Origin of the sequence: Sphingobacterium psychroaquaticum (assembly GCF_900177625.1) — a bacterium.
GTDB classification, from domain to species: Bacteria; Bacteroidota; Bacteroidia; order Sphingobacteriales; family Sphingobacteriaceae; genus Sphingobacterium; species Sphingobacterium psychroaquaticum.
In genome coordinates, this window is the sequence record NZ_FXAU01000003.1 from 29,827 (window position 1) to 55,945 (window position 26,119).

Sequence of the window (26,119 nt, forward strand, 5' to 3'; positions counted from 1 at the left end):
CCATAAACCAACGATTGTGGGCTAAAATAGAAATATTCAGTGAATTTACTGCTTTAAAATATAATTTTACTTAATTTTACGGCGCATAATAAAAATTATAATAAAGACGCTTACTATCAAAAATGAACCCAGAAGAACAGGTTAAGTTTATTCAGGTGCGGAACGTTATTCATAAAAAAAGTCCCCAGTTGGCAAAATGGATTCCTAAACCACTTATCAGTTACCTTGAGCGTGTGATTCACGAGGATGATATTAATTATATCATGACTAAGTTTAGAGATCTTTATGGGTTGGACTTTGTCGATGCATTGATTGAAGAGCTAGGTGTAAATGTGGTGTTGGAAGGAGGGGAAGGGATTCCTTTGGATGATAGTGTTATTTTTGCGTCAAATCATCCTTTGGGAGGGTTGGACGGCATTGCTATTATGCATGCGATAGGTCGCTATCGCAGAGATGTAAAGTTTTTGGTGAATGATATTCTCCTCAATATAAGAAACCTGGAGCCTTTGTTTATTCCAGTTAATAAGGTTGGGAATCAAGCAAAAAGCGGCATTATGGCCATTGATCAGGCCTACGCTTCTGATAATGCATTGTTGATTTTTCCAGCAGGGTTGGTTTCCCGAAAAATTGAAGGAACGATTCAGGATTTGGAATGGAAAAAAAGCTTTATCACAAAAGCAAAAAAATATAAAAGGGACGTCGTTCCTGTATATATAGACGGAAGAAACTCCAATTTTTTCTATAATTTAGCCAGACTTCGGGAGAAGTTAGGCTTAAAGGTTAATTTAGAGATGTTATATTTGCCTGATGAAATGTTTTCGCAACGTAATCAACGGGTAACGATTCGCATTGGAGAGCGAATTCCATATACACATTTCGATCAGTCCAAAAGTGAGAAGGAGTGGGCAAAAGAAGTGAGAACGCACGTATACAGTATGGGGGATAATAAATAATTTATGCAAGAATTAATTGCACCGGTAGAAAGAGAATTGATAAAAGCAGAGCTTTCCAGAGAGGCTTTTGTGCGTTATACAAATAATGGGAACAACGAGGTTTACTTAGTGAATTATCACCGGTCACCTCACATCATGAAAGAGATTGGCCGTCTTCGGGAGCTTACCTTCCGGGGCGCAGGTGGTGGCACGGGATTGGCGTTGGATATTGACGAGAATGACACCTGTGCACATAACTACGATCAACTGATTGCATGGAATCCGGAAGAAGAAGAAATTATTGCAGGGTATCGCGTAATTAAGTGTGCGGATGCAATCGATAGCAAAGGAGAGGTACATCTCTCAACAGCGCATTATTTTGATTTTTCGGAAAAATTCAAAACAGAGTATATGCCCTTTACCTTGGAATTGGGCCGCTCTTGGGTTCAGCCTCGGTTTCAGCCAGCAATTGATAATCGGAAAGGATTGTTTTCCTTGGATAATCTATGGGATGGTTTAGGTGCGTTGGTGGTGATCAATCCAGATGTGAAATACTTGTTCGGAAAGGTAACCATGTATCCACAGTATAATGCCGTAGCACGTGATCTACTTATTTATTTTATGGAGTTTTACTTTCCAGATAAAGAAGGATTAGTAACGCCGTATGATCATTTGAAAGTAGGGTATCAAACAGATATCTCTGCTTATAAAGGCATTTTCGATGGTTTGGATTATAAAGCGGGATACAAGGTGTTGAATACAAAGGTGCGTGAATTGGGTGAGAATATTCCTCCATTGATCAATACCTATATGAACCTGTCGCCTACCATGCGTATGTTTGGAACAGCTTTGAACGATGAGTTTGGAGAAGTAGAGGAAACGGGTATTATGATTACCTTAGATGATATTTATCCAGCGAAAAAGGAACGTCACATGCAAACCTATGAGCGGGATAAGCATTATGGCGATAAAAGAAAATAAAAAAGAGGCGTTAGCCTCTTTTTTATTTTAATAGGTCTTTAACAACCTCGGAAATTGTTTTTCCATCCGCTTGACCCGCTAGCTTTTGATTTGCTGCCCCCATTACTTTGCCCATATCTTTAACCGACGTAGCACCTACTTCGGTGATAATAGCTTTAATAATATCCTCTACCGCTGTACGGTCTAATTGTTTTGGAAGGTAACTTTCAATCACCTCTTGTTCTTCAAATTCAATTTGAAAAAGATCCTCTCGGTTTTGTGCTTTGTAAATCTCACCCGATTCTTTACGTTGCTTAACCAGCTTTTGTAAAACCTTGATTTCGGTGTCTTGTGATAATTCTTCAGTATGTCCTTTTTCAGTCTTAGCCAATAATATAGCCGCTTTAATTGCACGAAGGCCGCGTAGTTTTGCTTGATCTTTGGCGATCATCGCAGCCTTGATATCTTGGTTTATTTTTTCTTCTAACGTCATGGTGTTTTTATTTGTAATTTGTAAAGTCGCTAAGTTTTGTAAAAGTCGCTAAGTCGGAATACAGTAACAGCAGATATTCTGCTATATGCTATGAAAAACTGTTACAGGGTATCGCGCTTGACGATGGTGCCGCTAGCCTGCGCTGTAGGCATAACCAGTAAATCGTTTATATTGACATGCGCCGGTCTGGACAGTACAAAGGAGATAATATCCGCGATATCTTTTCCAGACAAAGGTGTTAGTCCGTTATACACATTCTTTGCCCGCTCTTTGTCTCCTTTGAAGCGTACTTCCGAGAACTCAGTTTCTACCATTCCAGGGTCGATCGATGTGACCTTGATGCCTTTTTCTAGCAGGTCGATACGCATTGCTTTGGTCAATGCGTCTACAGCGTGCTTCGTCGCGCAGTAGACATTCCCACTTGGGTAAACTTCTTTACCAGCAATGGATCCCAGATTAATGATATGCGGATGTGTGCTTTCTTGCATCAATGGAATAGTATGCTTGGTTACATAAAGCAAACCTTTAACATTGGTGTCGATCATACGGTCCCAATCGTCGGGATCTCCATTTTGGATAAGGTCGAGCCCTTGACTAAGTCCAGCGTTGTTGATCAGGATATCAATATCCTTCCAATCGTTAGGCAGGTTTTTTAGTTTTTGGATAATATCGGATTGATCACGCACATCCAGCTCAAAACAAAAGACCTCACAGTCCGGGTTCTGCGCTTGTATACGTTTCTGTAACTCGGTTAGCTTGGATAGCCTTCTGGCACAAAGTAAAAGACGGTATTTTTTCTCACTCGCTAAAACTTCGGCGCATGCAGCACCGATTCCTGAACTTGCGCCGGTGATAAATACGGTTCTCATATTATTGAAATATTAAACTAAATTGAATATTGCGTAGTAATGTTTTGTCGAGCGGAGCCATAAACGCATTTCCTCTCGTCAGTTCGTGTCCATGATCAAGGATGTCGCCAAAACTTTGAATGAATTTAATTTCGGGAGACATCCGAAAGTAGGTGAAGAATATTTCAGCACCAAAACCAACTTCCCAAGAATAGTACCCAGGTTTAAAGATCATATTTTGCGGACGATCCCGTATATCTTCAATCAATAGCATTTTGCTGTAAGATTTTTGAATATCGACCCATCGGGTATAGCGTACGCCGCCTGTAAGGTAGCCACGATAACGGTTGAATTTGTTTGGAAGGGTCTTTTCGTCGGAACGAAATTTAAGATTTAACGGAAACTCGAAGGCATTGAAATTCTCTCCTTTAATATTCGTTGCTACACGGTGTAGCATATTTCGGGTAATCGTAACGTTTATCTCTTCACCTTGGGAATTAATTTGCGTCCCGCTATAGTTTACACCTCCTGTATTCAGAAAGTTGAATGTTGGTTGAAACGTCGTAGAAAGGTTATCCGATAAACGAAGCTCGACCGGAATACTGACCGACATGCCGTGGCTTGGTTTAGCCTGTATCGCACTGAATTCCTCGATTCGCAAATCATTATTTACAGGTACATTTCTAATTCCCATGTTGCCCCAATTTTCTTTCAAGCCTAACCTGTAGGTTGAATTCACATAATTGTACTGCAGTCCTAGAGACAACCATGCATTTTCATCATAAAAAGAAGAAAATGGGAGGGAAATACCCTTTTGCCCTCGTGCAGCGATGCTACAGAGACTCAAGACTAGAATGATGTATACCTGTAACTTTCTCATTTAGTACATTCGTAGATGGTACAGAAACCAAATGTTTGTGGTCGTACGCGAGTCTCTTTAAATCCGACAGAATTTGTAATGGCAGCAAATCGTGCTCCATCAGGGAAATTAGCGACAGACTCTGGCAAGTAGCTGTAGGCGCTTGAATCTTTAGAAATCAGTTTGCCTAGAGCAGGTGTTAGGGTGTGGAAGTGAAAATGATATAATTGCTTTACCGGAAAAGCTGTTGGATTAGAAAGCTCTAATATAATAGCTTTTCCTCCCGGTTTTAGTACACGACGAATATCTGAAAGTCCTTGTGCTAGGTTTTCAAAATTACGGACGCCAAAAGCTACAGTAACGGCATCAAACGTATTGTCTTCAAATTGTAGACGTTCGGAGTCGCCGAGCTGCACTTCGAAACGGCCTTCTAGTCCTTTTTTGTTTATTTTTTGTTGTGCAACATCCAGCATACCTTGCGAAATGTCGACGCCAATTATTTTCTTTGGATTTAGTATCCGAAGTGATTCAATGGCAAAATCTCCTGTTCCGGTAGCAACATCTAATATAAGTTGTGGCGCAATACTTTTAAGTGAACGGATTGCTTTTTTACGCCATATGGTGTCTATGCCCATGGTCATCATACGGTTGAGGACATCATACGTTTTGGAAATATTGTTGAACATGTCTGCAACTTGCTCTTTTTTTCCACCTTCTTTACCTTTGTAAGGTTTTATTGCTGAAGTATCATTTGCCATAAGACAAACTTACGTAAAATGCGTTGTATTCACGAATAACTGCGCTAAACTCTTATCTATTTTTCCGTCTATTTTTGTCATCCCGTTTTATACCGAAAAATGGAGTTTGTGACACACCAAAAAAGGTGGATAAATACAATAACTTTTGCCTTGCTGATCATAAGTGTTTGGCAATGAGAAGGTAGGGCTTTAGGAGGCGGTTTTAAGCTTTAGGAGAGGGGGGGACTTTTTTGTTTTCCACAAACAATGTAGTTGTTAACATTTTTATAAATGTCTGTCTTTTAGTGAAATATTTTTGTTTTCCACACGTTTTTAACATAACTTGTGGAAAGAGGTGGTTTTGCGGATGCTCTTGTAATGAGCGCTTTCGCATACTTGTTGGAGCAACGTTTTTGGTATGTTTAGAAATTGTTAAATTGATGCTCATTATTTTTTCTAATTTTGTTATCCCGGTCTGTTTTTTTTAGAAAGAGGATCGGTTGTTGATTTAAACTATTTTAACCCGTAAGAATGGCTTCAGAAACTGATTTTTCGAATAATCCAGGTGGTAAACCCAGCTTTGGAAAGAAACGTGCTAGTCTCCATGATATGATTGGAGGGTTGGGGAAATTACCACCTCAAGCTTTGGATCTCGAAGAGGCCGTATTGGGCGCGTTGATGCTGGAGAAAAATGCCTTAAGCGAGATTATCGATATCCTGAAGCCGGAATCATTTTACAAAGAAGCGCATCAAAAAATTTACGAGGCTATATTTAACCTGTTTCAACAAACTTCACCGATTGACTTGTTAACGGTCACGGCCGAGTTACGTAAGATGGGAGCCTTAGAAATGGCAGGTGGCGCTTATTATATCACACAGCTTACCGATCGCGTTGTTTCGGCAGCGAATATCGAGTACCATGCTCGTATTATCTCACAAAAGTATATTCAAAGGGAGCTGATTCAGGTTTCTACGGAGATTATAAATAGTTCGTATGATGAGACGGCTGATATTTTTGACCTGCTGGATCATGCGGAGAAGTCACTTTTTGATATTGCGCAGAATAACCTTCGACGTGACTCGCGGAAAATGGATGATATTATGCGGGAGGCAATTTCCAACTTAGAGTTATTGCGCGACCGTACGGATGGTTTAACTGGGGTTCCTTCCGGACTGACGGCGTTAGACCGGATGACTTCAGGATGGCAGCCGTCTGACTTGGTTATTATTGCGGCTCGTCCGGCGATGGGTAAGACGGCTTTCGTATTGTCTGTTGCGCGGAATGCGGCGGTCGATCACAGTAAGCCCGTTGCGGTATTCTCCCTGGAGATGTCGTCGGTGCAATTGGTGAATCGTTTGATTGCTGGGGAAACCGAGATTGAGCAGGAAAAGCTGAAGAAAGGAAATTTAGCGGATCACGAGTGGCAACAATTACACTCACGGATTGGTCGTTTAACGGAGGCGCCATTGATTATCGATGATACCCCGGCTTTAAACGTCTTCGAATTTAGAGCAAAATGTCGACGCTTAAAAGCGCAACATGATATTCAGATGGTTATTGTCGATTACTTGCAGCTAATGCATGGTAAAGCCGAAGGAAAAGGTGGTGGTAACCGGGAGCAGGAGATTGGTAGTATTTCGCGGGCATTGAAGTCGGTAGCTAAGGAGTTGAATATTCCGGTGTTGGCGCTCTCCCAATTGAGTCGTGCGGTAGAATCAAGACCTGGTAACAGTAAACGTCCGATGTTATCCGATTTACGTGAATCGGGATCTATCGAGCAGGATGCTGATATGGTTCTTTTCTTGTACCGTCCGGAATACTATGGTTTAACGGAAGACGAAGAAGGTCGCCCGACAGCCGGTGTAGGGGAGGTTATTATTGCAAAGCACCGTAATGGTGAGACGGGAATAGTGCCGTTGAAATTTGTGGGTAAGTATGTTAAGTTCGTGGATTTAGAAGAGGATTTTGCTGGGGCTGGTGGTGATTCATTCAATAGTCCGGATAGTTTTAGTTCGGCAATGGGACCGTCAGATTCCTTTGGCGGTAGCTTTGGTGGCGGTTTTGATGGCGGTGGTGGTATTACGATGCCTTCACGCATGAACGATATGCCAGATGACGCTCCATTTTAAGAAAGGGTTAGGCTTCTCGCGGTAGCTCCGTTTGTCTTAAAATATAGCGCCGATGCGCGCCTACCTACCGCAGGCAGGCGCGCATCGGCGGGTTTTAATAAAGCACTTGGGCGCACTTCGGTAGGCTCAATGTGACTTGTCGGCTCTGTGTCGCACTCGTAGGAAACCACTACAACCCCTTCTTTTTCGCTAGGAAAAACCAGTTTTTTTTAGTAAATTTACAACTGTTTGGGTATTACCTGTATTGGTGCTTAAAAGGTGCTGATTACCGCTCAACAAGAACGTGTCGGAAGGTTATTATGCCTGGGGAGATACGCATATTCAAAAATATTTTAGGAGAAAGATTTGGATTATTTAGCTGGATTAAATCCCTCTCAACGGGGGGCTGTAGAACAGATAAAAGGACCGGTAATGATTGTTGCCGGTGCCGGTTCGGGAAAGACACGCGTTATTACATACCGGGTTGCTCACTTGATACGTCAGGGAGTTGACCCATTCAATATATTGGTACTTACCTTTACGAATAAAGCGGCTAAAGAAATGCGGGAACGTATTATGAAAGTCGTAGGGCAGGAAGCTAAGAATATTTGGATGGGGACTTTTCACTCTGTTTTTGCACGTATCCTACGGGTGGAGGCGGAATTGATCGGTTATCCTAAAAACTTTACCATCTACGATACTGACGATTCCAAAAGCTTGCTGCGTGCGATCATTAAGGAGATGAACTTAGATGATAAGCTGTATAATGTAAACCATGTCTACGGTCGTATTTCATCTGCTAAGAATAATTTGATATCGCCACAAGAATACAATAAAAATGAAGCCATCATGGCTGAAGATATTGCCAATGGTCGGGGGCAGATCGGTCAACTTTATATGACCTATGCGCAGCGATGTTACCGCGCCGGGGCAATGGATTTTGATGACTTGCTTTTCAAGACCAATGTGCTTCTTAATAAGCATCCGGATGTGCTTCATAAATATCAGCACCAGTTTAAGTATCTGATGGTGGATGAGTATCAGGATACCAACTTTTCACAGTACCTGATCGTGAAACGCTTGGCGGCTGTCAGTGAGAATATATGTGTGGTAGGGGATGATGCGCAGAGTATCTATGCCTTCCGGGGTGCTAACATTCAGAATATCCTTAATTTTCAAAAGGATTATCCGGATGTTAAAGTTTTTAAATTGGAACAAAACTATCGGTCCACAAAAATGATTGTCAATGCGGCAAATAGTGTGATCGAAAAGAATAAAAATCAGTTAGAGAAGAATGTATTCTCAGATAACGAAGAAGGGGAGAAGATTAAGGTTGCTCGTGCTTTTTCAGATAATGAGGAAGGGAAGATCGTTGCTGAGGCTATCGCACAAGAGAAGTCCTTAAAAGGATTACAATATAAAGATTTTGCAATCTTGTATCGTACCAATGCGCAGTCACGTGCTATGGAGGAGGCTTTGCGTAAAATTGGTATTCCGTATAAGTTATATGGTGGTACTTCGTTCTATCAGCGTAAAGAGATTAAAGATTTGATCGCTTATTTCCGATTGACATTCAACCCGAATGATGAGGAAGCCTTGAAGCGTGTAATCAATTATCCGCGTCGAGGTATAGGCGATACAACCATTGAAAAGATTATGGTCACGGCAGATCAGCGTCAATTTCGCTTGTGGGATGTGGTGGTTAATGCACAGATGTTCTTGGACGGTCGAAGTGCAACAGCGGTTGGGAATTTTGGTCTCATGATCCAAAGTTTTCAAGCTTTAGCAAAGACTGGTTCTGCATTTGATGTCGCTATGCATATCGCGCAGCACTGTGGGATTCTGAAGGATTTGTATGAAGATAAATCGGTCGAAGGATTAAGTCGGTACGAGAATATTCAGGAATTACTGAACGGTATCAAGGAGTTTTCGGAACGAGAGGATATCGCTGAAAAAGGCTTGGATATTTTTATGCAGGATATTGCCTTGTTGACAAATGACGACAATGATAAGGATCCAAATGCGGATACTGTTTCGTTAATGACGATTCACTCCTCGAAGGGACTGGAATATCCTGTTGTGTTTATTGTTGGCTTGGAGGAAAATCTATTTCCTTCTCAACTGGCGCTTAATTCGCGTTCAGAGCTGGAAGAAGAGCGGCGTTTATTTTATGTTGCCGTTACCCGTGCAGAGAAAAAGTTACATTTATCATATGCCACCTCGCGGTACCGCTGGGGCACATTGAACAACTGCGAGCCGAGTCGTTTTTTGGATGAGTTAGATCCATCTTGCTTAGCGCTTGATTTTCAGCCTCGATCACCCATGACGTCCATGGATGGAGGTTTTCAGGGAGAACGTATGGCTTGGAAACAAAAGGATCAAGATACATTTACCAAGCCTAAGCCAAAGGTGATGAAGACGACTTCTATCTTACCAAAGGCACACGTACCAACCGAAGGTTTTAGTCCATCAGATACGACAGGTTTACAAGTTGGTATGGAAGTTGAGCATGAACGATTTGGTTTTGGGAAGGTCGTTAACCTGGAAGGAAATAAACAAGATATAAAAGCAACTATTTTCTTCAAAGAGTTGGGGCAGAAACAATTGTTGCTTAAATTTGCAAAACTTAGGATAGTTTAAAGAATAAAAAAAGAATTGCATCGTTTTTACGATATCTAAATAATTTATATGGAATTCGATTACAATAGTACAAGACCAAAATTAATTTTGGCTGAATATGGAAGAAATGTGCAGAATATGGTTGACTATATCTGTACGCTTCCGACCAAAGAAGAGCGTAATAGATATGCACAAGTTGTAATCGATATGATGGGGGTTTTGAATCCGCATTTAAGAGATGTTTCTGATTTTAAGCATAAGCTATGGGATCATTTACATATCATTTCTGATTTTAAAATTGATGTAGATTCACCTTACCCAGTGCCTACACGCGATGAAATTCAGCATAAACCTGACTTGTTAGACTACCCACAGCATAGAATTCGTTTTAAGCACTACGGTTTTACCGTAGAGCGAATGATTGAAAAAGCCAAGTTGATGCCGACGGTTGAGGCAAAGCAGAAGATGGCGATCTCCATCGCTAATTTCATGAAAATGGCCTATATGACGTGGAACAAGGATAGTGTGCAGGACGATCATATTATTCATGACCTAACAGAACTTTCTGGGGGCGAATTACAGTTACCAGCGGATACGGTGCTTACCAAAGTGGATTTCAAGACACCTCCTCCAGGAAGCCGTGTGAAAACGCAGGGTACCAATACCAATCAAAAAAGTAACAACAATAACAACTCGGGACACGGTCAAAGTAATAGCAACTATAAGAAACAGTATTCTGGTGGTGGCAGCGGCGGCGGCGGCAAGAAAAACTTTGTACCGAAAAAGGGTGGTTTTAAACGTTAGTTTAAAACATAGTTAATATATGGAGGGCAATTGAGAGGCGGTTTCGTTTTCCAATTGCTCTTCGTGTTTCAAAAATTAGGGCAGTATCAATTACGTTAAGTAGAAAAAAGTATTAAATCAAAATATGAATGCATTTGAAATTATTGGAGGGAAGAAATTAAAAGGTGAGATTGTGCCTCAAGGGGCAAAAAACGAAGCCTTACAGATTTTGTCAGCTGTACTTCTTACCGAGGAGAAAGTGACGATAAGTAATATTCCCGATATTAAAGATGTGAATAAGCTTATTGACTTACTAGCGGCTTTAGGTGTTAAGGTTTCCCGTGTCAATAAAGATACGTATGAGTTCGAGGCGAAAGATATCAATATAGATTATTTTCAATCCGAAGAATTCAAACAAAAAGGAGGAAGCTTACGTGGGTCGATTATGATTGTAGGTCCGCTACTAGCACGTTTTGGGAAAGCTGCGATACCTAAGCCAGGAGGCGATAAAATAGGACGTAGAAGATTGGATACGCACTTCTTGGGCTTTGAAAAATTAGGTGCTAAGTTTGTTTACGATGCGGAAAACAACTTTTTCAATGTCGATGCGACGGAGTTGAAAGGGACATATATCTTGATGGATGAAGCATCCGTAACTGGAACGGCCAATATTGTTATGGCTGCTGTGTTAGCAAAAGGTACAACGACTATCTATAATGCAGCTTGTGAACCTTATTTGCAGCAGTTGTGTAAAATGTTGAACCGTATGGGCGCCAATATTTCCGGTATTGGATCGAACTTGTTGACGATTGAAGGTGTAGAGCGCTTGGGTGGTACGACACATCGGATGTTGCCCGATATGATTGAGATTGGTTCTTTTATTGGATTGGCAGCGATGACAGGATCCGAGATTACGATTAAAGATGTTTGTTTTAAGGAGCTCGGGATTATTCCAACAGTTTTTGCAAAGCTGGGTATTCAATTCGAACTCCGTGGAGATGATATCTTTATTCCTGCACAGGAGTCGTATGAGATTGATACATTTATTGATGGTTCCATCTTAACGGTATCTGACGCCCCATGGCCTGGATTTACACCGGATTTGTTAAGTATTGTTTTGGTGACGGCAATTCAGGCAAAAGGAAATGTACTTATTCATCAAAAGATGTTTGAAAGCCGTTTGTTTTTTGTCGATAAATTGATCGATATGGGAGCGCAAATTATCTTATGTGATCCACACAGAGCAACTGTGATTGGCTTGAACAATCAAACGAAGTTACGTGGTATTGAGATGACTTCTCCTGATATTCGTGCTGGGGTATCGTTGTTGATCGCTGCATTGTCGGCGCAAGGTAAATCTGTGATTTATAACATTGAGCAGATTGAACGCGGTTATCAAGATATTGAGGAGCGATTGAAAGCCTTGGGAGCAGATATCCGACGGGTCGATGCGCAACCGGCACACTAACTCGTTTGTCTTTTTAGTGTTAAAATATAAAACGTAAATAGTATTTACTATAAACTATATTATTTTTGCAAAAGAATACGTTGTAACATATAATAAAAAACAAAACAACAACATGAAAAAAATCGCATTATTAGCCATTGCTGCCTCGGTTGTATTAGCATCGTGTGCAGGTAATCCAGAAGGAAAGAAAGCCGAAACTACAGATTCAGTAGAAACTACAGCTCCAGCTGTAGAAGGTGTAGCGTATACTGTTGATGCTGCTGCATCTAAAGTAGAGTGGACAGGAACAAAAGTAACAGGTGCACACCATGGTGTTATTAATATCACTTCAGGTAGCCTAACAACGGATACCGGAAAAATTATCGGTGGATCTTTTGTGCTTGATATGAATACAATTAGTTCGACTGATCTTGAAGGTGAATGGAAAGAGAAGTTAGATGGTCACTTAAAAAATGAAGATTTCTTTGATGTAGCAAAATTCCCTGAAGCAAAATTCGATATTACAAGTATTGCGGCAGGTGCTGCGGCTGACGATGTTAAAGTTTCAGGTAACTTGACGATTAAAGGTGTGAGTAAAAACATCTCTTTCGACGCTAAAGTGTTAGAACTTACTGATGCGGTTGTTAAGGTTAATGCAGACTTTAATATTGCACGCGAGGATTGGGGTGTAAGCTATTCAGGTAAGGAAGATGATTTGATCTCTAAAGAGATTAACTTCAAAGTTTCTCTTACAGCGAAAAAATAAACAAGCAAAGCTTAATAAAAAGGGTCGGTTTTCTAAACCGACCCTTTTTATTTAACCGTACACTTCTGGATTTAAAATCTGTGGCATGGCAACGTCGTTACGGACAGCGACTAGGTTGCTAGCCGCTAAGAGAGCCATCTGTGTGCGCGTTTCGATAGTGGCAGAGCCAATATGAGGTAATACACAGACATTCGGCATCTTTAATAACGGATTTGTTGGTAACATAGGTTCCGGGTCTGTTACGTCAAGGCCTGCACCCCAGATTTCGCCATCTTCTAAGGCGCGTGTTAGTTCTGCTTCTTGGTGTATCTTTCCACGTGCTGTATTGATAAAAATTGCCGACTTTTTCATGCGCTTAAATGCATCAGCATTAAATATATGCGTCGTTTCCGGACTCAGGAAGCTATGGGCTGATATCACGTCGCTTTGTGTTAGTAGATCATCAAAGTTCACGTACTGCGCAGAAACTGCTTTTTCTGCCGCTTCATTTCGGCTACGGTTGTGGTAGATAATATTCATGTTGTAGGCACCTTTCGCTTTTTTAGCCATTTCAATACCTATTCTGCCCATACCGAAGATACCTAATGTCTTTCCATTGAGCTCTATTCCCAGGTCTTTCATGAATTCGAAATCTCTCCACTCGCCGTCCTTCACCTGTTGGGCGCGATAGAATGCTTTTCTAGATACTGCAAGCATCAACAAAAAGGCTGTATCTGCCGTTGCTCCGCTTAACACATCGGGTGTATTGCTAACTGCAATACCATGTTTTGTCGCTTCGGGTAATGAAATATGATCGTAACCAACGCTGGCTAGCGCAATACCTTTCAGATGTTGACAGGCGGATATGAAGTCAGCATCGAGATCCGCATGTCCAACATTGAGTAAAAGATCTGCATTCTGACAAGCAGCGATGAGCTCGGCTTTTGTCAGTAGCTTGTTTTCGGTATTAACGATTACTTCTAATCCTTCTTTTTTAAGATATGTAATACCTTCTTCGGGTATATTTCTAGATATAAATACTCTCATTTTAATTTTTTTGCTCGATTCTGATGATTCTTTCATGCTAAAATAAAGAAAATTGATGGTATTGTTGTGTTTTTGCCATGAAACGTCATTGTGTACGTATTTTAATGTTTGTTTGGTTGTGTTTTATGTTTGTTTTTATTGTTTTTGTAATTTTTGTTCATTTTTAATGTATTGTTTTTGGTTTATTTATATTTTTGTTGTTTATTTTTTAACAAAAATTGTTTTTATTTCAAAAAATACACTATAATTGTGTTGTAAAATCATATAAAATATGTCAACACATCAAAAAAAATCTATTTTTCCGTTTGTTTTAATGGTTGTATTGGTAATTGTGGCTTTTTTTAATCCTTCTTTACCTCATAATACGAATGAATATGTTTATAACTCGGCAGATATTGCCTGGATGTTGTCTTCTACAGCGTTGGTTTTGATAATGACGCCTGGTTTGGCATATTTTTATGGAGGTATGGTAAAAAAGAAGAATGTTATTTCAACAATGCTTCAAAGTTTCATCTGTATGGCCGTCATTGCGGTATTGTGGGTGGTCTTTGGTTTCAGTTTGGTGTTTGGGAAGTCTCTGGGGGGGATTGTCGGTGATCCACGAACCTTTTTTATGTTTAATCATGTGTTGGATCATGCGCCTTGGGATGGAGCGCCTACTATTCCTTTTACACTCTTTGCGATGTATCAGTTGAAATTTGCCATTATTACTCCCGCCCTCATTACCGGAGCATTTGCGGAGCGGATTCGTTTTACTTCTTATATCTTGTTTATCTGTCTGTTTTTTGTTTTTATTTATGCCCCTCTGGCTCATGCTACATGGCATCCGGATGGGATTCTCTTTAAGATGGGGGTTTTAGATTTTGCCGGTGGTACTGTTGTGCATATGTCTGCAGGATTAACAGCATTGGCATCCGCTATATACTTGAAACAAGGTAAACAATTTAAAGAGCATACACCGGCACGCATTACTTATGTCTTACTCGGGACAGGTATGCTTTGGTTCGGTTGGTTTGGTTTTAATGCGGGTTCGGCTTTTGGTGCATCACAACTGGCTGCAACAGCATTGGCGACGACCACGGCTGCTTCGGGTGCCGCAGCATTGATGTTCATTCTGTTTGATGCTGCACGTGGAAAGAAGCCATCGGCGATGGGGACCTGCATAGGTGTCGTTATTGGATTGGTTGCAATTACGCCAGCGGCAGGCTTTGTTTCCGTGCCTCACTCCATTGTGATCGGTGCTGTAGCTGCTATTATAAGCTCTTTATTAATAGAATGGCGTACAAAATCTAACCTAGATGATACCTTAGATGTATTTCCTAGTCATGGCGTCGGTGGAATGGTTGGTATGGTGCTTACCGGCGTTTTTGCACATTCTTCAATCAATAGTGCGGTGGAAACAAATGGACTTTATTACGGGGAAAGTTCATTGTTTCTCGCCCACATAATTGGCCTGATCGGAGCTACGGTTTTTATTCTAGTGATGGCTTTTGTACTCCTCAAGGCAACGGATATGATTACACCACTGCGCGTTAGTGAGCTAGAAGAGGAGGAAGGTTTGGATCTTTCACAACATGGAGAACGGTTATAAAAGTATTACTTTCCAAACCAAATTATGATAGAGCCACTTTCGAGTGGCTTTTTTTTCTACCATACTCAATTATAATTGCTTATAAAAGCATTTTTATCTAAGTTTGCAAATTAGAAATATTGGATAAAAACATGTATGAAGCATATACGTAATTTCTGTATCATCGCACATATCGACCATGGGAAAAGTACTTTGGCCGATAGATTATTAGAGTATACAAATACCATCACGCAGCGGGAGGCGCAAGCACAATTGTTGGATAACATGGATTTGGAGAGAGAGCGGGGGATAACAATTAAGTCGCATGCCATTCAGATGGAGTATACACAAGATGGACAGCCGTATATCTTGAACTTGATTGATACACCTGGACACGTTGATTTTTCGTACGAAGTTTCTCGTTCGATTGCTGCTTGTGAAGGCGCTCTGCTTATTGTTGATGCCTCGCAAGGTATTCAGGCACAGACGATTTCCAACTTGTATTTAGCGTTGGAGCACGATTTAGAGATCATCCCTATTCTTAATAAGATGGACCTTCCGGGCGCTATGCCGGAGGAAGTGAAAGACCAGATTGTGGAATTGATCGGCGGTAAACGAGAAGATATTATTCCAGCATCAGGAAAGACTGGTATGGGAATTCCTGATATCTTGCGCGCTATTGTGGAGCGTGTGCCTGCACCTGTTGGCGACCCGGATGCTCCTTTACAAGCATTGATCTTCGACTCTGTGTTTAATTCCTTTCGCGGAATTATGGCTTATTTCAAGGTGGAGAATGGTGAAATCCGTAAGGGTGACAAAGTAAAATTTGTCGCTACAGGCAAGGAGTACTTTGCAGATGAGATAGGCACGTTGAAATTAAATCAGGTGCCTAAAGAAGTGATTAAGACGGGAGATGTAGGTTATATCATATCCGGAATTAAGGAAGCGCGTGAGGTGAAGGTCGGGGATACGATTACGCATCGTGAGCGTCCTTGTGCTTCAGCGATTCAAGGTTTTGAGGAAGTGAAGCCGATGGTATTCGCGGGTATTTATCCAGTGGATACCGAGGATTACGAAGAATTGCGTGAATCCATGCACCGATTACAGTTGAATGATGCTTCACTAGTTTTTGAACCTGAATCATCGGCAGCTCTAGGTTTTGGTTTCCGTTGTGGTTTCTTGGGAATGCTTCACATGGAAATTATCCAAGAACGTTTGGAACGTGAATTCAATATGACCGTTATCACAACGGTTCCCAACGTATCTTATAAAGCCTTTTTATCAAAAGATAAGGAAGAGATAACGGTACATAATCCTTCGGATTTACCGGATCCTAGTAAATTAGATTTTATTGAGGAGCCCTACATTAAGGCCAATATCATTACGAAGGCGGAATTTGTTGGTCCCGTTATGTCTTTGTGTATCCAGAAAAGGGGAACGATTGTAAACCAATCGTATCTTACATCAGACCGTGTTGAATTGGTCTTTGAGATGCCGATGGGGGAGATTGTATTCGATTTTTATGATAAATTGAAAACAATTTCTAAAGGGTATGCCTCTTTCGATTACCACCAGATTGGTTACCGCCAGTCGGATCTTGTAAAATTAGATATTCGCTTAAATGATGAACCTGTGGATGCTTTGTCATCCTTGATTCACCGTAGCAATGCGTATGATTTCGGTAAAAAGATTTGTGAGAAGTTGAAAGAGTTATTACCGAGACAACAGTTTGAAATTCGTATTCAGGCATCTATTGGTGCGAAGATCATTGCCCGTGAAACGATTTCTGCTTTGCGTAAAGATGTAACCGCTAAATGTTACGGTGGTGATATCTCCCGTAAACGTAAGCTCTTGGAGAAGCAGAAAAAAGGTAAAAAACGTATGCGCCAGGTAGGAAATGTGGAGATTCCACAATCCGCTTTTATGGCTGTACTTAAGTTGGATTAATTTATTAAAATATACGAAACCCATATATTTAACCACGTAATACTAAACATGAATTTACTAGACGGAAAGCTCGTATCGGCTAAGATTAAAGAAGACATCAAAGTAGAGGCAGCAGCATTTACAGCGGCTTCAGGGCGCAAGCCGCATTTGGTCGCTATCTTGGTGGGGAACGATGGTGGTAGTGAGACCTATGTAGCGAGTAAAATGCGCAATTGTGAGCTTGTTGGATTTGATTCGACCAATATTCGATATGATGTCGATATTACGGAAGAGCAGTTAATTGCAAAAATTAAAGAAATCAATGTAGACCCTACTATTGATGGACTAATCGTGCAGTTGCCTTTACCGAAACATATTGATCCGGATAAAATAACGGAAGCAATTGACTACCGGAAAGATGTGGATGGTTTTCATCCGATCAATCTCGGACGCATGCAACGGAACTTGCCTTGTTTTATTCCTGCAACACCGTATGGTATTTTATTGATGTTAGCACATTATGGCATTGACACGGCAGGTAAGAAAGCGGTGGTCGTAGGACGTAGTAATATTGTGGGGTCTCCGATGAGCATTTTGTTGGCACGCAACAGTAATCCTGGAAACTGCACGGTAACTTTAACACATAGCCGTACGCAAAACTTAGCGGAAGAAGTGTTACAAGCTGATATTATCGTTGCTGCAATAGGAAAGAAAAATTTTGTGACTGCGGATATGGTAAAGCCGGGTGCTATCGTTATTGATGTAGGTATCAATAGAGAAGATTCAACGGAGACAAAATCAGGCTTTAAATTATATGGTGACGTAGATTTTGATAATGTAGCAGAGAAAGCTTCATGGATCACGCCGGTACCAGGTGGAGTAGGCTTGATGACGATTGTTGGTCTTTTGAAAAACACGTTGGAAGCAGCTAAAGGAACGATTTACGGGTAAATCTTTGTGAGGATTTTTTACTTAAGATATTCTTTTTATAAACATTTAAATTAATAGAGAAATGAAAAAAATCGTATTATCAGCATTTGTTGCATTAGCTTTGGTAGCTTGTAACAACACAAACACTTCTACAGCAACACAAGCAGATTCTGTAGCAACTGAAGCCGGTCATGAAGGGCATAACCATGCCGAAGGTCATGAAGGTCACGATCATGAAGGACATGTACATGGTGCGGTAGATGAGGGTGTTGCAGCGGCAGAAGCAAAAGCAGCACAAGCAAAGGCTGATCTTGAAGCAGCAATTAAGAGCGGCGATAAGAAAGCACAAGAAGCAGCGCAAAAGGCAGCTGACGAAGCAAACTCTGCTTTAGAAAAAGTAAAGGCAACTGTGAAAGAGGCCGGTGAGAAGGTAGAGCATGGCGTTGGCACTGCTGTTGATGCAACGAAAGACGCTGCTAAAGCAACGGGTGCAGCAGTAGAGAAAGCCGCCGATAAAACAGCGGATAAAGCGAAAGAAGTAACAGGTGAAGCAAAGGAAAAAGTAAAAAACCTTAAAGACGCCTTGAAAAACTAAGCGTTTCCGCGTTTAGTTGTTTTATATTCGTCATTGCGATGAGCGTAGCGAAGAAGCAACCTTCATAGGTTGTTTCGATGTGATATCTCTTCGCAATGACGTTTTTTTGTTTGACAGATTTAAAGTATACCTACGTTATAGCGTATGAATGATATAAAAAATACCCTAAGAGCGCAATGTATGGCACATACGGAATTGCGTATTCAGGAAATTGTACTAGCGATGGAACAGGCACAGGAATCGTTAGAAAGTGATACGAAGAGTAGTGCAGGGGATAAATATGAAACGTCACGGGAGATGATTCAACAGGATCTTACCCGTTATCAAGGACAGCTTCTCCATGCGAAGAAAGACCGTGTTATATTGGAGCAATTGGATCCGCTTCAGACAACCGGTACAATCGTGCTGGGATCATTGGTTACGACCAATAAGGCAGCATATTTTATGGCTATCAGTTTAGGCAAGTTACACGTGGAAGGTCACGATTATATGGCGATCTCGGCAGCCTCGCCCATTGGGCAATTGTTTATGGGCAAGCAGGTCGGAGATGTGATTGATTTCAATGGTGCAAAACAGCAAATTCTTGCTGTTTTGTAATAGGATTTTCTTTATTCGTAAAACAATTGCTGAAAATCTTTGTTTAAGTCTGTATGAAATTGTTCTAACATTTTATGAAAAAAGGATTATTATGAACTTAAGAAAAGATTTTATGGTTCTAGCGGTTGCTGGAGCGTTAGCGTTGTCTTTCAGCGCATGCAAATCCAAAATTTCGGATGCTGATCTGAAAGCTAAAGTCGAAACCGTTACATCGACGCACCCTGGGGTTGCGGTGGATGTTAAAGAAGGTGTTATCACACTTTCGGGCACCGTCGGCTCGGAAGCAGAAAAGACGGCTTTGGCGGAGACCATCAAAGCTTTGGATGCTAAGCATACGAAGAACCTAGTTAATGACGTTATTGTAGAGACGGCCCCGCCAATTACGGTAAATACCGTAGATGCGGATTTAATCCCGAAAGTAGTGGACGCAACTAAAGATTTTCCTTCGGTAAAAGCAGAGGTGAAAGATGGGGTTATTACCGTAACCGGTACATTAGAACAAGCGCGCGTACAAACATTGAAAATGGCCTTGGATGCACTGAATCCAAAAAAGGTAGATATGGTTGGTTTAACAGTTAAGTAACAAATTAAGCTTTATTGGTATGGCATTACAAGATAAATATAAAGTATTATTGGATACGGCTTCGGCTTCCGGGATTTCAGATTTGCAGTATGCGGAACAAGATGGTGTTTTACAAATTCGTGGAACTGCACCCAATGCAGATGTAAAAAATAAATTATGGGATGTCTATAACCAAATAGATCCTAATTTCTTGACAGGGGATGTTGTGATGAATGTCGACGTTTCATCCGCTGTTGTGGGAAGTCAGGTTCGCGTCATTACGCAAGATGGTAATTTAAATATCAGAAAAGGTCCGGGTACGGATCAACCGATTGTTGGTAAAGCGGCTAAGGGTGAGGTAATCACATTGATTAGCCGTGCTAACGATCAATGGTGGTTGGTTCGCACAAATGGTGGTGGCGAAGGATACTGTTATGCGCAGTATTTGGAACCAGTTGGGTAGAGCTTTCCTTTATCCATGCGATTGACTGCTTTGGCGGTAAATTATACTTTTTTTATGAGAGAAAAGCTAGGATAGAAATCCTAGCTTTTTATGTTGCATAGCCGTTTATATTTCATCGAGACGGAAAGTCTCTTTTAATCGAATTCCTTTTTCAGTGTGCTGTAATGTACAGCATTGATTGACTGAGTCGTGTTCTAGAAAAAGGATATATTCTTGATCTACGATTTCTGTCCAATAATCTTGTCGCTCTGCCATGGTGGTCAGCGGGCGGACATCATAACTCATCACATAAGAAAGTGGGATATGTCCGACAGAAGGCAATAGATCTGCCATATAAAGGATAGTTTTTCCTTTGTAAGATAGCTGTGGCAACATCATGGCTTCGGTGTGTCCATGTGCGTAACGTATGGTAATGTCGGGTGCATAGGAAGCTCCTTCCGTTAAGAACTGCAATTGACCACTCTCTTGGATGGGGAGGATATTCTCCTTCAAAAAAGAAGCTTTCTCTCTTGGGTTTGGATCGATTGCCCAATTCCAATGTTGTTCATTACTCCAATAGACTGCGTTTTTAAAAGCGGGGATCAGCCGATCACCATCCCGTTTGATGGCGCCTCCACAATGGTCAAAGTGTAGGTGAGTCAGGATAATATCTGTAATATCATCCCGATGGAAACCTAATTTATGCAACGATTTGTCCAGGGTGTCGTCGCCATGCATGTAATAGTGGCTGAAAAATTTATCATCTTGTTTGTCGCCAATCGCAGTGTCGACCAACGTCAATCGTTGTCCATCTTCAATCAGTAACAATCGGTTGGCCCATGTACATAAATTCCGTTCATCGGCGGGGTTGGTTTTTTGCCATATAGACTTTGGAACCACTCCAAACATGGCGCCTCCATCAAGCTTAAAAAATCCGGTATCAATGCTATATAGTTTCATCCTTTACGTGTTTTAGTGTGAACTGTTGTAATGCCGTAAAAGCAGGGTGTTGCCGCTCTCTTGGATACGCCAGTATAATCTCCGTTGTAATAGCTATGTTATCCAAAGCTAGGAAATTTATGGCCAAATGTTGGTATTGTTTCCTGACGGATTGAGGAACAACACTTATTCCGATATTATGATGTACTAATTCCAAAATGGATGATATATTATTGCATTCATGTCGAATGGTAGGTGAGAAGCCCATGCGGGAACAATAGGATAATGCGGCATGGTGGTACCAAGGTGCATAATCAGCATTGTACGTGATAAAGGGAGTTCCATGTAATTCGGAAAACGTGCTGGGTAGTATAAAGTCCTGTGCGTAGGCAAGACAGAATTTATCGTGATAAAGATGTTCTACCTCGAGTTGTGGTGCGGTAATCGGTGCACGGAGAATCCCAATGTCGAGCTTTCCATTGATAAGGGCTATTGTTTGCCGTTCGGTAGAAAGCTCATATAGTTTTGTTTGAAGGTAAGGAAAGGTTTGCTGTATATCTTGGACGAGTAATGCTAATTTATGTTTATCGATAGCACTGATATATCCGATGTTTATCTCCCCACTCAATGCCTCATGGATTCGGGTGGTTTTGACTTGTGCGTTGCTAAGCTGATCGAGGATTGTCTGGCATTCGTCTCGAAAGTATTTGCCCGCGTTGGTTAAAGCGACACGTTTGTTATCTCGGGTGAAAAGTTGTGCCCCGATTTCTTCTTCGAGCTCTTTGATTTGTCGGCTAAGAGGAGGTTGCGATATATAAAGACGTTGTGCTGCACGTCCAAAGTGTAGCTCCTCGGCGAGCGTGAGGAAATACCGAATATGTCTTAGTTCCATACCTATTAAGTATTATTTTATGATAAATATAGTATTTTTTAAGTATTAATATACTGCTTAGCTTTGAGAAAAGAAAAAACAATGAAATCGACATTATTGGAAATAGAACAACGCTTTGATGCTGATGTGGAGCGTTTTTCGAATTTAGAAACAGGCCAACAGACAACGTTGGATGCGGCTTTCAACATGGAATTGATTACTACGTCTATTGCACGAATGTACCCGCAACCTATCCGTGTTCTGGATATTGGTTGTGGAGCGGGGAATTACATGGTGAAGTTATTGCAAAAGAAGAAATCTATAGATATCACCTTGGTAGATTTAAGTCAGCCGATGCTGGACCGCGCTTTAGCACGAGTTGGGGCGGTCAACGCGGGAACGACGGACGCGCTTAAAGGAGACTTCCGGACTATCGATTTGAAGGAAGGTGCGTATGATGTTATTGTGACGACTGCGGTACTTCATCATTTACGTGACGATGCCGACTGGGCGGATAGTTTTGGACGGTTATATCGTTTGTTGAAGCCAGGCGGCAGCCTTTGGGTATTTGATTTAATCCAACAACATACGGCGGCTTTGCAGGATTATATCTACAAGGATCTCTACGGTACGTATTTAACCGGATTGAAAGACGAAGCTTATCGGGATGCCGTATTTGCCTATATTGAAAAAGAGGATAGCCCTCGTAGCTTAGTTTATCAATTGGATCTACTTCGTTCGGTTGGCTTTAGCACCGTGGATATTCTCCATAAGAATCTATGCTTTGCCTCGTATGTGGGAATGAAGTAATAAAAAGGGCGGTTTTGAAAAACCGCCCTTTTTATCTATTAGTGTGAACTTAAGTTCTTTGCTTTTTCTTCATCGAAATTCGCTTCAAGCTCGGCTAGTTTTTTCTTGCCATAAGCCATTTTGGTGATCACGTAGAACAACACCGGAATAATAAAGATCCCCATTAATGTTGCTGCCATCATCCCACCGAATACGGTCCAGCCAATTGTTTGGCGAGAGAACGCGCCCGCTCCCGTAGAGAGCATCAAAGGAATAATCCCTAAGATAAAGGCAAATGAAGTCATGATAATTGGTCGTAACCTAAGCTTGACGGCATCTAATGTTGCATCGAGCAAAGGCATTCCGATATCCACCCGTTCTTTCGCAAACTCGACGATCAGGATCGCATTTTTTGCCGCCAAACCAATGATGGTTACCAAACCAATCTGCGCATAGATGTTGTTATCCAATGCAGGGATAAACAAGAGTGTCAGGATCGCTCCAAAGATACCAATCGGCACCGATAATAAGATGGAGAACGGAACCGACCAACTCTCGTATAATGAGGCCAATAAAAGGAATACAAAGACAATACACAGCGCGAAGATCATCACGGTCATATTACCTGATTGTTTTTCCTGTAATGATAAGCCCGAGAAGTCATAGCCGTAACCGTTTGGTAGCGTTTGTGCAGCAACTTCTTCGAGTGCGCGTAACGCATCTCCAGAACTATATCCAGGAGCGGCGGAACCACTAACCTCGATACTTCTAAAGATATTATAGTGATTAATGATAGAAGGATTTTGTACTAACTCCCATGTTACCAAGCTACTTAACGGTACGGAGGCACCGTTTAGATTCTTAACATACAATTTGTTGATGTCTTCGATATTCATACGGAAATCTTGCTCCGCTTGTGTTACTACACGGAAGTTACGTCCGTAGCGCGTGAAATCATTAATATAAGCGGAACCTAAATAAGCCGAGATCGTACTGTAGACCGATGATACCGGCACCGCCATTTTCTTCGCTTGCTCTCTATTAACAGAAATCTTAAAGTTTGGCGAATTCGAGTTAAATAGGGTATAGGCCATTCCAATTTCTGGACGTTGGTTTGCCGCTGCCAGGAATTTACCTACGACACCTTCAAATTCTTTGATATCTACGGTCTGGTGATCCTGAATTAGGAGAGAGAAACCTCCAGATGTACCTAATCCAGGAATCGCTGGTGGAGTTACCGCAAGTACACGCGCTTTATCATACCCACGATATTTACCCATAATCGCACCCGTAATATCAGCAGCTGTACGTTTCCGATCTTTCCATGGTTTCAACGACACAAAGAGTGTGGCACCATTGGATTTAAAGGATCTGTTTAAGATGTTGATACCCGATATGAGGGTGATATGTTCAATCTCTGGATAGTCTTTCCGGAATTGTGTTTCTAGTTCGTTCAACACCACTTCGGTTCTAGCGGCAGAAGATCCTTCCGGTAGTGTAACCCCAGCAAAGAATGATCCATTGTCTTCTGTTGGAATAAAGCCTGTAGGTTTAGTCTTGAACATATAGCCTGTTCCAACGAAAACACAAAGGAGGATAATTAATGCTAATGGTGCTTTTTTGATACAGGCCTTTACACCGTTCGAATACTTGTGGGTAACACGAGCAAACCAAAGGTTAAACTTATAGAAAAATTTGTTTAGACCTTTTGCATTCTCGTTTACCGATGTTGGTTTCAAGAGTAACGAACACAGGGCAGGAGTTAATGAAAGGGCTATAAATGCCGATATCATAACCGATACCGCAATGGTTATGGCGAACTGCTGATAAAGTTTACCTACCATTCCTGGAATAAAACCTACTGGAATAAACACCGCCGCCAAGATTAAGGCGATCGCAATTACCGGCGCGGTGATGTCGTGCATGGCTCTGCTCGTTGCTTCTTTAGCACTCATTCCATAATGGTCGATATAGTGCTGTACGGCCTCTACCACAACAATGGCATCATCCACTACGATACCGATTGCCAGTACGAATGCAAGTAGGGTAAGGTTGTTGATGGAGAATCCAAATAAACTAAAGAAGATAAATGTACCAACGATAGATACCGGGATAGCAAGTACCGGAATTAATGTTGCACGCCACGATTGTAAGAAGAAGAACACCACGAGCGTAACCAAAATCAAGGCTTCGACAAGGGTATGTATAACCGATTCGATAGAAGCGTTGACTACGGAAATTGTTTCATATCCTACGACGTAGTCTACATCTTCAGGGAATGATTTTTTCAGCCCTTCTAAGGCGCTGTATATACCGTCAGCTGTTTCCACAGCGTTACCGCCCGGTGTTTGCGATATCATCATACCGGTTGATCGCATACCATCCGTTTTAGTGGTTGTGGAATAACTAAACTGACCTAATTCAACACGTGCCACATCTTTTAGTGTCACGATGGAACCATCGGTATTGGATTTAATAATAATTTCTTCAAAATCCTGAACCGATGAAAGATCAGAGTCTGTAATAACAGGATACTCAAAAACCTGAGAGCTTTGTTGCGGTGGAGCCCCAACGGATCCGCCTGGAATTCTTAAGTTTTGCTCGGAAATTGCGCTCGAAACATCCGCTGGCGTAAGATTTAAGGCTGTCAGCTTGTTTGCATCTAACCATACACGCATGGAGAACGGTTGACCGAAAGCCGTCACATCACCCACACCTTTTACACGCATAATCGCATCTTTGATGTATAAGTTGGCGTAGTTGGCCAAGAACTTATCGTCCCGTGTTCCTTTAGGAGAAACCAAGGATACCAACATCAAGATATCGGTGTTTGCTTTACGAGTGGTGACCCCTAAACGACGAACAGCCTCTGGAAGGGATGGTTCGGCAATACCTACACGGTTCTGAACATCAAGTGTAGCAATATCAATATCGGTACCTACTTCAAAGGTTACGGTGATACTGGATTGTCCGTTGGATGTACTGTTGGATGACATGTAGATCATTCCTGGCGTACCGTTAATCTGACTTTCGATAGGCGTGGTTACCGTTTGCTCCACAGTTTGCGCATCAGCACCTGTATAGTTTGCTGTAACGGTTACCGTTGGTGGGGCAATGGTTGGATATTGACTGATTGGCAACGTCATAATCGAAATCGTACCTATAATCATGATTAATATAGATATTACGATTGCGGTGACGGGCCTTTTTATAAATACTTCTGATATCATATTCTTTTTTTCTGAAAGTGTTTGTCATCAAGGGCTATCAAACCCCCTTTCAATAGCGTTTTGATTGCTCGGGTTACCCGAGATCATGA

23 protein-coding genes are annotated in these 26,119 nt (G+C 41.5%); 15 read left to right on the top strand and 8 right to left on the bottom strand.

All coding sequences use genetic code 11. From position 1 onward, the window contains the following. Nucleotides 1–122 precede the first annotated feature (122 nt). Both B9Y69_RS08545 and B9Y69_RS08550 read left to right on the top strand, forming a co-directional pair. A complete protein-coding gene (locus B9Y69_RS08545) occupies nt 123–953 on the top strand; it encodes a lyso-glycine lipid O-acyltransferase GlsA (RefSeq protein WP_085472540.1) in 831 nt (276 codons plus the stop codon). 3 nt (nt 954–956) lie between these two features. After that, nucleotides 957–1,913, top strand: coding sequence for a glycine N(alpha)-acyltransferase GlsB (locus B9Y69_RS08550; protein WP_085472541.1), 957 nt, complete (start codon nt 957–959; stop codon nt 1,911–1,913). Nucleotides 1,914–1,935: 22 nt separating this feature from the next. On the opposite strand, the gene B9Y69_RS08555 is transcribed toward B9Y69_RS08550, so the two are convergent. The 4 genes from B9Y69_RS08555 to ubiE form a co-directional block, all read right to left on the bottom strand. Further along, nucleotides 1,936–2,385 (bottom strand): GatB/YqeY domain-containing protein, encoded by a 450-nt coding sequence (locus B9Y69_RS08555; protein WP_085472542.1) that lies wholly within the window; start codon nt 2,383–2,385, stop codon nt 1,936–1,938. Between the two features lie 101 nt (nt 2,386–2,486). Continuing rightward, the gene (locus tag B9Y69_RS08560; RefSeq protein WP_085472543.1) at nt 2,487–3,254 is read right to left on the bottom strand and encodes an SDR family NAD(P)-dependent oxidoreductase; all 768 of its coding nucleotides are present in this window, start codon (nt 3,252–3,254) and stop codon (nt 2,487–2,489) included. Nucleotide 3,255: 1 nt separating this feature from the next. Continuing rightward, nucleotides 3,256–4,113 (bottom strand): hypothetical protein, encoded by an 858-nt coding sequence (locus tag B9Y69_RS08565; protein WP_085472544.1) that lies wholly within the window; start codon nt 4,111–4,113, stop codon nt 3,256–3,258. Next, a complete protein-coding gene (gene ubiE, locus B9Y69_RS08570) occupies nt 4,110–4,850 on the bottom strand; it encodes a bifunctional demethylmenaquinone methyltransferase/2-methoxy-6-polyprenyl-1,4-benzoquinol methylase UbiE (protein ID WP_085472545.1) in 741 nt (246 codons plus the stop codon). Before ubiE ends, B9Y69_RS08565 begins: the two co-directional genes overlap by 4 nt. 510 nt (nt 4,851–5,360) lie before the next feature. Between ubiE and dnaB the strand changes: the two genes are divergently transcribed. The 5 genes from dnaB to B9Y69_RS08595 all read left to right on the top strand — a co-directional run bounded on the left by dnaB (nt 5,361) and on the right by B9Y69_RS08595 (nt 12,553). Continuing rightward, nucleotides 5,361–6,959 (top strand): replicative DNA helicase, encoded by a 1,599-nt coding sequence (gene dnaB, locus B9Y69_RS08575; protein WP_085472546.1) that lies wholly within the window; start codon nt 5,361–5,363, stop codon nt 6,957–6,959. Nucleotides 6,960–7,304: 345 nt separating this feature from the next. Next, nucleotides 7,305–9,578, top strand: a complete 2,274-nt coding sequence (locus B9Y69_RS08580; protein ID WP_085472547.1) for an ATP-dependent helicase — start codon at nt 7,305–7,307, stop codon at nt 9,576–9,578. Nucleotides 9,579–9,626: 48 nt separating this feature from the next. Continuing rightward, nucleotides 9,627–10,361, top strand: coding sequence for a DUF4290 domain-containing protein (locus tag B9Y69_RS08585; RefSeq protein WP_085472548.1), 735 nt, complete (start codon nt 9,627–9,629; stop codon nt 10,359–10,361). Between the two features lie 124 nt (nt 10,362–10,485). Then, nucleotides 10,486–11,808, top strand: coding sequence for a UDP-N-acetylglucosamine 1-carboxyvinyltransferase (gene murA, locus B9Y69_RS08590; protein ID WP_085472549.1), 1,323 nt, complete (start codon nt 10,486–10,488; stop codon nt 11,806–11,808). Between the two features lie 112 nt (nt 11,809–11,920). Beyond that, on the top strand, nt 11,921–12,553 hold the full coding sequence (locus tag B9Y69_RS08595) for a YceI family protein (RefSeq protein ID WP_085472550.1): 633 nt from the start codon (nt 11,921–11,923) through the stop codon (nt 12,551–12,553). A gap of 51 nt (nt 12,554–12,604) precedes the next feature. Here the strand turns inward: B9Y69_RS08595 and B9Y69_RS08600 are convergent, their stop codons facing one another. After that, nucleotides 12,605–13,579 (bottom strand): 2-hydroxyacid dehydrogenase, encoded by a 975-nt coding sequence (locus B9Y69_RS08600; RefSeq protein ID WP_085473017.1) that lies wholly within the window; start codon nt 13,577–13,579, stop codon nt 12,605–12,607. Nucleotides 13,580–13,850: 271 nt separating this feature from the next. Here B9Y69_RS08600 and B9Y69_RS08605 point away from each other — a divergent pair, with 271 nt between their 5' ends. The 7 genes from B9Y69_RS08605 (at nt 13,851) to B9Y69_RS08635 (ending at nt 20,222) form a co-directional block, all read left to right on the top strand. Then, nucleotides 13,851–15,170, top strand: a complete 1,320-nt coding sequence (locus B9Y69_RS08605; protein ID WP_085472551.1) for an ammonium transporter — start codon at nt 13,851–13,853, stop codon at nt 15,168–15,170. A 135-nt stretch (nt 15,171–15,305) separates the two neighbouring features. Then, nucleotides 15,306–17,096: a translation elongation factor 4 gene (lepA, locus tag B9Y69_RS08610; RefSeq protein ID WP_085472552.1), complete on the top strand. Its 1,791-nt coding sequence runs from the start codon at nt 15,306–15,308 to the stop codon at nt 17,094–17,096. A gap of 48 nt (nt 17,097–17,144) precedes the next feature. Continuing rightward, complete coding sequence (locus tag B9Y69_RS08615) at nt 17,145–18,026, top strand: bifunctional 5,10-methylenetetrahydrofolate dehydrogenase/5,10-methenyltetrahydrofolate cyclohydrolase (protein WP_085472553.1); 882 nt, start codon at nt 17,145–17,147, stop codon at nt 18,024–18,026. 61 nt (nt 18,027–18,087) lie between these two features. After that, entirely contained in the window at nt 18,088–18,600 is a 513-nt protein-coding gene (locus B9Y69_RS08620; protein WP_085472554.1) for a hypothetical protein, read from the top strand. Between the two features lie 180 nt (nt 18,601–18,780). Then, nucleotides 18,781–19,197, top strand: a complete 417-nt coding sequence (locus B9Y69_RS08625; protein ID WP_234991170.1) for a 3-oxoacyl-ACP synthase — start codon at nt 18,781–18,783, stop codon at nt 19,195–19,197. 91 nt (nt 19,198–19,288) lie between these two features. Beyond that, nucleotides 19,289–19,780: a BON domain-containing protein gene (locus tag B9Y69_RS08630; RefSeq protein ID WP_085473018.1), complete on the top strand. Its 492-nt coding sequence runs from the start codon at nt 19,289–19,291 to the stop codon at nt 19,778–19,780. Nucleotides 19,781–19,799: 19 nt separating this feature from the next. Beyond that, complete coding sequence (locus tag B9Y69_RS08635) at nt 19,800–20,222, top strand: SH3 domain-containing protein (protein WP_085472556.1); 423 nt, start codon at nt 19,800–19,802, stop codon at nt 20,220–20,222. A 105-nt stretch (nt 20,223–20,327) separates the two neighbouring features. Here B9Y69_RS08635 and B9Y69_RS08640 read toward each other — a convergent pair whose 3' ends face one another. Continuing rightward, complete coding sequence (locus B9Y69_RS08640; protein WP_085472557.1) at nt 20,328–21,161, bottom strand: MBL fold metallo-hydrolase; 834 nt, start codon at nt 21,159–21,161, stop codon at nt 20,328–20,330. Continuing rightward, a complete protein-coding gene (locus tag B9Y69_RS08645) occupies nt 21,148–22,032 on the bottom strand; it encodes a LysR family transcriptional regulator (RefSeq protein ID WP_085472558.1) in 885 nt (294 codons plus the stop codon). The genes B9Y69_RS08640 and B9Y69_RS08645 overlap by 14 nt, the downstream gene beginning before the upstream one ends. 81 nt (nt 22,033–22,113) lie before the next feature. Between B9Y69_RS08645 and B9Y69_RS08650 the strand changes: the two genes are divergently transcribed. Beyond that, nucleotides 22,114–22,821: a class I SAM-dependent methyltransferase gene (locus B9Y69_RS08650; RefSeq protein WP_085472559.1), complete on the top strand. Its 708-nt coding sequence runs from the start codon at nt 22,114–22,116 to the stop codon at nt 22,819–22,821. Nucleotides 22,822–22,859: 38 nt separating this feature from the next. On the opposite strand, the gene B9Y69_RS08655 is transcribed toward B9Y69_RS08650, so the two are convergent. Further along, nucleotides 22,860–26,030: an efflux RND transporter permease subunit gene (locus B9Y69_RS08655; RefSeq protein ID WP_085472560.1), complete on the bottom strand. Its 3,171-nt coding sequence runs from the start codon at nt 26,028–26,030 to the stop codon at nt 22,860–22,862. Nucleotides 26,031–26,119 lie beyond the last annotated feature (89 nt).

What these genes read in the sequence shown, in the direction of transcription:
- B9Y69_RS08545 (WP_085472540.1), top strand. Translation starts at nt 123, where the DNA reads ATGAACCCAGAAGAACAGGTTAAGTTTATTCAGGTGCGGAACGTTATT.
- B9Y69_RS08550 (WP_085472541.1), top strand. Translation starts at nt 957, where the DNA reads ATGCAAGAATTAATTGCACCGGTAGAAAGAGAATTGATAAAAGCAGAG.
- B9Y69_RS08555 (WP_085472542.1), bottom strand. Translation starts at nt 2,385, where the DNA reads ATGACGTTAGAAGAAAAAATAAACCAAGATATCAAGGCTGCGATGATC.
- B9Y69_RS08560 (WP_085472543.1), bottom strand. Translation starts at nt 3,254, where the DNA reads ATGAGAACCGTATTTATCACCGGCGCAAGTTCAGGAATCGGTGCTGCA.
- B9Y69_RS08565 (WP_085472544.1), bottom strand. Translation starts at nt 4,113, where the DNA reads ATGAGAAAGTTACAGGTATACATCATTCTAGTCTTGAGTCTCTGTAGC.
- ubiE (WP_085472545.1), bottom strand. Translation starts at nt 4,850, where the DNA reads ATGGCAAATGATACTTCAGCAATAAAACCTTACAAAGGTAAAGAAGGT.
- dnaB (WP_085472546.1), top strand. Translation starts at nt 5,361, where the DNA reads ATGGCTTCAGAAACTGATTTTTCGAATAATCCAGGTGGTAAACCCAGC.
- B9Y69_RS08585 (WP_085472548.1), top strand. Translation starts at nt 9,627, where the DNA reads ATGGAATTCGATTACAATAGTACAAGACCAAAATTAATTTTGGCTGAA.
- murA (WP_085472549.1), top strand. Translation starts at nt 10,486, where the DNA reads ATGAATGCATTTGAAATTATTGGAGGGAAGAAATTAAAAGGTGAGATT.
- B9Y69_RS08595 (WP_085472550.1), top strand. Translation starts at nt 11,921, where the DNA reads ATGAAAAAAATCGCATTATTAGCCATTGCTGCCTCGGTTGTATTAGCA.
- B9Y69_RS08600 (WP_085473017.1), bottom strand. Translation starts at nt 13,579, where the DNA reads ATGAGAGTATTTATATCTAGAAATATACCCGAAGAAGGTATTACATAT.
- B9Y69_RS08605 (WP_085472551.1), top strand. Translation starts at nt 13,851, where the DNA reads ATGTCAACACATCAAAAAAAATCTATTTTTCCGTTTGTTTTAATGGTT.
- lepA (WP_085472552.1), top strand. Translation starts at nt 15,306, where the DNA reads ATGAAGCATATACGTAATTTCTGTATCATCGCACATATCGACCATGGG.
- B9Y69_RS08615 (WP_085472553.1), top strand. Translation starts at nt 17,145, where the DNA reads ATGAATTTACTAGACGGAAAGCTCGTATCGGCTAAGATTAAAGAAGAC.
- B9Y69_RS08620 (WP_085472554.1), top strand. Translation starts at nt 18,088, where the DNA reads ATGAAAAAAATCGTATTATCAGCATTTGTTGCATTAGCTTTGGTAGCT.
- B9Y69_RS08625 (WP_234991170.1), top strand. Translation starts at nt 18,781, where the DNA reads ATGGCACATACGGAATTGCGTATTCAGGAAATTGTACTAGCGATGGAA.
- B9Y69_RS08630 (WP_085473018.1), top strand. Translation starts at nt 19,289, where the DNA reads ATGAACTTAAGAAAAGATTTTATGGTTCTAGCGGTTGCTGGAGCGTTA.
- B9Y69_RS08635 (WP_085472556.1), top strand. Translation starts at nt 19,800, where the DNA reads ATGGCATTACAAGATAAATATAAAGTATTATTGGATACGGCTTCGGCT.
- B9Y69_RS08640 (WP_085472557.1), bottom strand. Translation starts at nt 21,161, where the DNA reads ATGAAACTATATAGCATTGATACCGGATTTTTTAAGCTTGATGGAGGC.
- B9Y69_RS08645 (WP_085472558.1), bottom strand. Translation starts at nt 22,032, where the DNA reads ATGGAACTAAGACATATTCGGTATTTCCTCACGCTCGCCGAGGAGCTA.
- B9Y69_RS08650 (WP_085472559.1), top strand. Translation starts at nt 22,114, where the DNA reads ATGAAATCGACATTATTGGAAATAGAACAACGCTTTGATGCTGATGTG.
- B9Y69_RS08655 (WP_085472560.1), bottom strand. Translation starts at nt 26,030, where the DNA reads ATGATATCAGAAGTATTTATAAAAAGGCCCGTCACCGCAATCGTAATA.